General features: G+C 39.5%; 4 protein-coding genes and 1 pseudogene. 2 read left to right on the forward strand and 3 right to left on the reverse strand.

Annotated features, from left to right (window positions below; translation table 11 throughout):
- Positions 1-126: 126 nt before the first annotated feature.
- Positions 127-411 (reverse strand): annotated as a pseudogene (locus tag FKN05_RS16335) (anti-phage deoxyguanosine triphosphatase); the annotation flags it as partial.
- 264 nt (positions 412-675) lie between these two features.
- Here FKN05_RS16335 and FKN05_RS16345 point away from each other — a divergent pair.
- Entirely contained in the window at positions 676-918 is a 243-nt protein-coding gene (locus FKN05_RS16345) for a type II toxin-antitoxin system ParD family antitoxin (RefSeq protein ID WP_002044787.1), read from the forward strand.
- Positions 915-1,214, forward strand: a complete 300-nt coding sequence (locus tag FKN05_RS16350; RefSeq protein WP_000802131.1) for a type II toxin-antitoxin system RelE/ParE family toxin — start codon at positions 915-917, stop codon at positions 1,212-1,214. Before FKN05_RS16345 ends, FKN05_RS16350 begins: the two co-directional genes overlap by 4 nt.
- A gap of 123 nt (positions 1,215-1,337) precedes the next feature.
- On the opposite strand, the gene FKN05_RS16355 is transcribed toward FKN05_RS16350, so the two are convergent.
- Together FKN05_RS16355 and FKN05_RS16360 are read right to left on the reverse strand one after the other, a co-directional pair.
- Positions 1,338-2,270 (reverse strand): retron St85 family RNA-directed DNA polymerase, encoded by a 933-nt coding sequence (locus FKN05_RS16355; protein WP_170887993.1) that lies wholly within the window; start codon positions 2,268-2,270, stop codon positions 1,338-1,340.
- The gene (locus FKN05_RS16360) at positions 2,267-3,229 is read right to left on the reverse strand and encodes a retron St85 family effector protein (protein ID WP_170887995.1); all 963 of its coding nucleotides are present in this window, start codon (positions 3,227-3,229) and stop codon (positions 2,267-2,269) included. Before FKN05_RS16360 ends, FKN05_RS16355 begins: the two co-directional genes overlap by 4 nt.
- Positions 3,230-3,644 lie beyond the last annotated feature (415 nt).

A 3,644-nucleotide genomic window follows, 5' to 3' on the forward strand; every position in this document is an offset into this window, starting at 1 on the left:
TAAAAATCCAGGGCGTTGGTCTCGTGATATCAGAAACTGTGAGCCTGTTGGTGAAGTGCATTTAAATCCAGAAAAAGATGCTGCTTAATATCTAAGCAAATGATGACAACTAACTTGAAAAACACCGGATTCAATTAAGTTTTGCTCTGGGATCAACTCGAAAATTTCTGGATTTTCATTTTCTGGGTATTTAGTTTTTAGAAACTCAGCAATACCGCTGCCAAGTTGAGCCACTTCTAATGAGTGAGTCAGACGGGTACGGTAAAAATCGCTTTCCCCTAACCCGAGAACTTGCGTCTTTCCCTGCAAACGGCGAAATGAAGCCGAATGAATAATTCTTGCACGATCTCGAGAAAATTCATTGCGTTTAAAGCCACTATCAGTAGCTGGTTTGAAGCGTGTATCCCACATTATAAACCCCAGTCTTTAGATGGATATAGCCAATTATATGGGGGCAATTTCAGTGCAATCAAGGCACAAAGAACATAACGCCCGCTTAAGGGGCAGCCAACGCTACTACCAACTTACCGCATAACACCGTAATCACAAAAACCAACGCACGATAAAAATGCCACGCGTTGGCTGTCCCTCTTGAAGCGTTTGTTATGCGCCTTGCCTTGGAAGTTATTTGATACCATAATTAGGTACTTCTTGGTACTTTTGAGGATGAAATTTATGGCTAAGAACACAAGTATTACCCTTGGTGAGCACTTTGATGGTTTTATCACAAACCAAATTCAAAGTGGGCGTTATGGCTCTGCAAGTGAAGTCATTCGCTCTGCTTTGCGTTTACTCGAAAACCAAGAGACTAAACTGCAGACTCTTCGTCAACTACTTGTTGAAGGTGAACAAAGTGGTGACGCTGATTACGACCTTGATAGTTTCATCAATGAACTTGATAGTGAAACTAATCGATGAAACCATTTAATCTTACAACTGCAGCCAAAACTGATTTACGTGATATCGCTTTATTTACTCAACGCCGTTGGGGCAAAGAACAGCGAAACATCTACTTAAAGCAATTTGACGATTCATTTTGGCTTTTGGCTGAAAATCCCGACATCGGCAAATCGTGTGATGAAATTCGAGATGGTTACCGGAAATTTCCTCAAGGTAGCCATGTAATTTTTTATCAACAAACAGGCAGCCAACAAATTAGAGTCGTCCGTATTTTACATAAGAGCATGGATGTTAATCCGATCTTTGGCGCATAACGCCGCATTAAGGGGCAGACAACGCGACTACCAACTCACCGCATAACACCGTAATCAAAAAAACTAACGCATAATAAAAATGCCACGCGTTGGCTGTCCCTCTTAAATGCTTTGTTAGCAGTATTATTCTTGATAGCGGAAAATGCTATCTATCATCTCAGAACTGTATTTACTTCTAAGTCGTAGAATGAAATTTGGTTCGATATTTAATGCAAAAGCGAGCAAACCTTTAAGATGATAGGTTTCATCCAAATCTAGAGCCGATTGAGAGAATAAAAACACAAGAGTCCGTATTTTTCTCTTTCTTTCTCGCCCAAGTGAAAGTTGATTTTCATTATTTAGGACTAAGCCTGTCACATGACGATTATGTTTTTTAGAAGAAAACTTTGTCTTTCCTGAATTTATTGACAAACCTAAATGTTCGTTTTCCGTTAAGTAGCTTGATACTAATTCTGGAATGTGAAATAGCAGCCCTCGTTTATTGGTAGAGAAAGATAAGTCATCAGCATATCTGGTATAGTTAATACCACGTTCCGAACAGTACGCATGAATGAACTCATCAAAATCATACATAACGACGTTAGATATTAATGGCGATGAAGGAGCTCCGATACTCAATTGCAAAGGTGAGATTCTTTCACGCTGCCAAAAAAACAACCTCTTTATAAGGGTTGTATCATGAGTTGATAAAGTACCAACCTTACTTTGTATTACATCCAATAGGAGTGGCGGCTTAATCGAGGGAAAAAAGTCCGAAAAGTCCATCTTCAACAGATATTTATTTGATACATGCTGACTCGCATTAGCTTTAATACTGGCGCCCTTTTGATACGCGTAAGCAGCTGCGTGTACAGGTAATTCATCGAGAATTAATTGCTTACCAATATATTGCATGTATTTAACTTCTTTCGAAGGTTGTGCAATTAACCTAACACCTCTACCACTCCTCTTTGGAATATAGTATTGTTTGTAACGGTAAGGAGCTGATTTAACAAAGTTTAATATTTCAACAGAACTCAAAGAAGTTATTTCAGTAAACTGCTCTAGATAACTCATGCTGCGCCTTGCTCCTCTGCTTGCTCTTTCTCTTTTTGTAGCAACTCAGAAATAACAAACATTCTATGTCTTTCGGAATCATTGGTATTGTAAAACTGCATAGCCGCCATTGTCATTTTCTGTCTGTCGAACCTAGGCCTTCCAGTTTGATTAGTAAAATGAACTTTCAGTTCTTTAGATATAGGAAAGTAGTAATCTAACTTCCCTCGTCTTCGAGAATCAACAAACTCTAGTTTGTTGAGCAGAAATAACAATCTTTTTATTTCAACACGGCTTTTATCAAAACCTAACACCTTAAGATAAGCCTCAATTTCCGTCAGTTTAAGTGCTTTAAAGATACTCACTAATTCATATATTAAGAATGCTATATGACCTGAACTTGCCTGGTCAACATGAACTAGTTCAGGTGTATGTGACAAAAACTCCGTTATATCTCGCTCGATATCAATCAGGTAAGGTCTAAGGGTACTACCAATGTTCGAATCATCCCAAGAATAGGAGCAAACGAAACCGTCATCATCGGGGTCGATATGACGAAGAGGACCTAACTTGATAAAAGAATCTTGTTCGAAGTGTGATTCTTGGATAAATATTAGTAACTTACCTTTAAGCTTTGGGTTTGCAGAAAATATACCTAACTCAGCAATTGAACCAGCACTTTCAAGAATAATAATTATTAGGGAGGAAACGCTTGCTATATCATCTTCAAACGTCAGCAAGTTGTCGTAGACTGCATCATGAAGCCAGTCCTTGAAATATTCAGCCAGCTTAATTTTGTCAAAAAGGGCGGGGTTAGAGCCTGCAAGATGCTCTAACAGCATATTTCGAACTGAAATATCAGAAACGGTAACGTCAACTTTACCCCCGCATAAAAACACTATTGGGTGAGAGAGGTTTACTTTAGATTCTTCTATTGATATCGATGACAGTAGCTCTACTCGGCGATCTTCAAACTTCAAAATACCCTGCCTACACTCGACATAGTTTATAAACGACAACGGCTCACATCGTGAGCCGTTTTACTCTTTACCTAAAGGAAGCGCTAGAGGCCTCTGCGGGTTTTAGGAGCCTGCGACTGGGGCCCGCAGAGGCCTCTAGCGCACCTAATCCCGCTCAATAAATTTGAGTCTGGCTGTACACCCGACTAGGGTTTTCACCCCAATTCGCGTAAAGAGGACTTGATTATAGCTGATTATATGTTTTGGTCAACTTGTTGAATACTGCTAACGCCGCATTAAGGGGCAGGCAACGCAAATAACTGTACTAAAACTAGCCAGCCTTAACCTCAAATGCCAACCAAACCAAAACGGCCAAGCGTTGACTGTCCCTCTTGAATGCTTTGTTATGTAACTTTGCTAACTATTTCAAAGTATT

The organism is Vibrio sp. 1-1(7), from assembly GCF_013048485.1.
Classification (GTDB): domain Bacteria; phylum Pseudomonadota; class Gammaproteobacteria; order Enterobacterales; family Vibrionaceae; genus Vibrio; species Vibrio fujianensis.

Excerpts from the sequence above, each read along its gene's own strand:
- FKN05_RS16350 (WP_000802131.1), top strand. The coding sequence starts at position 915 with ATGAAACCATTTAATCTTACAACTGCAGCCAAAACTGATTTACGTGAT.
- FKN05_RS16355 (WP_170887993.1), bottom strand. The coding sequence starts at position 2,270 with ATGAGTTATCTAGAGCAGTTTACTGAAATAACTTCTTTGAGTTCTGTT.
- FKN05_RS16345 (WP_002044787.1), top strand. The coding sequence starts at position 676 with ATGGCTAAGAACACAAGTATTACCCTTGGTGAGCACTTTGATGGTTTT.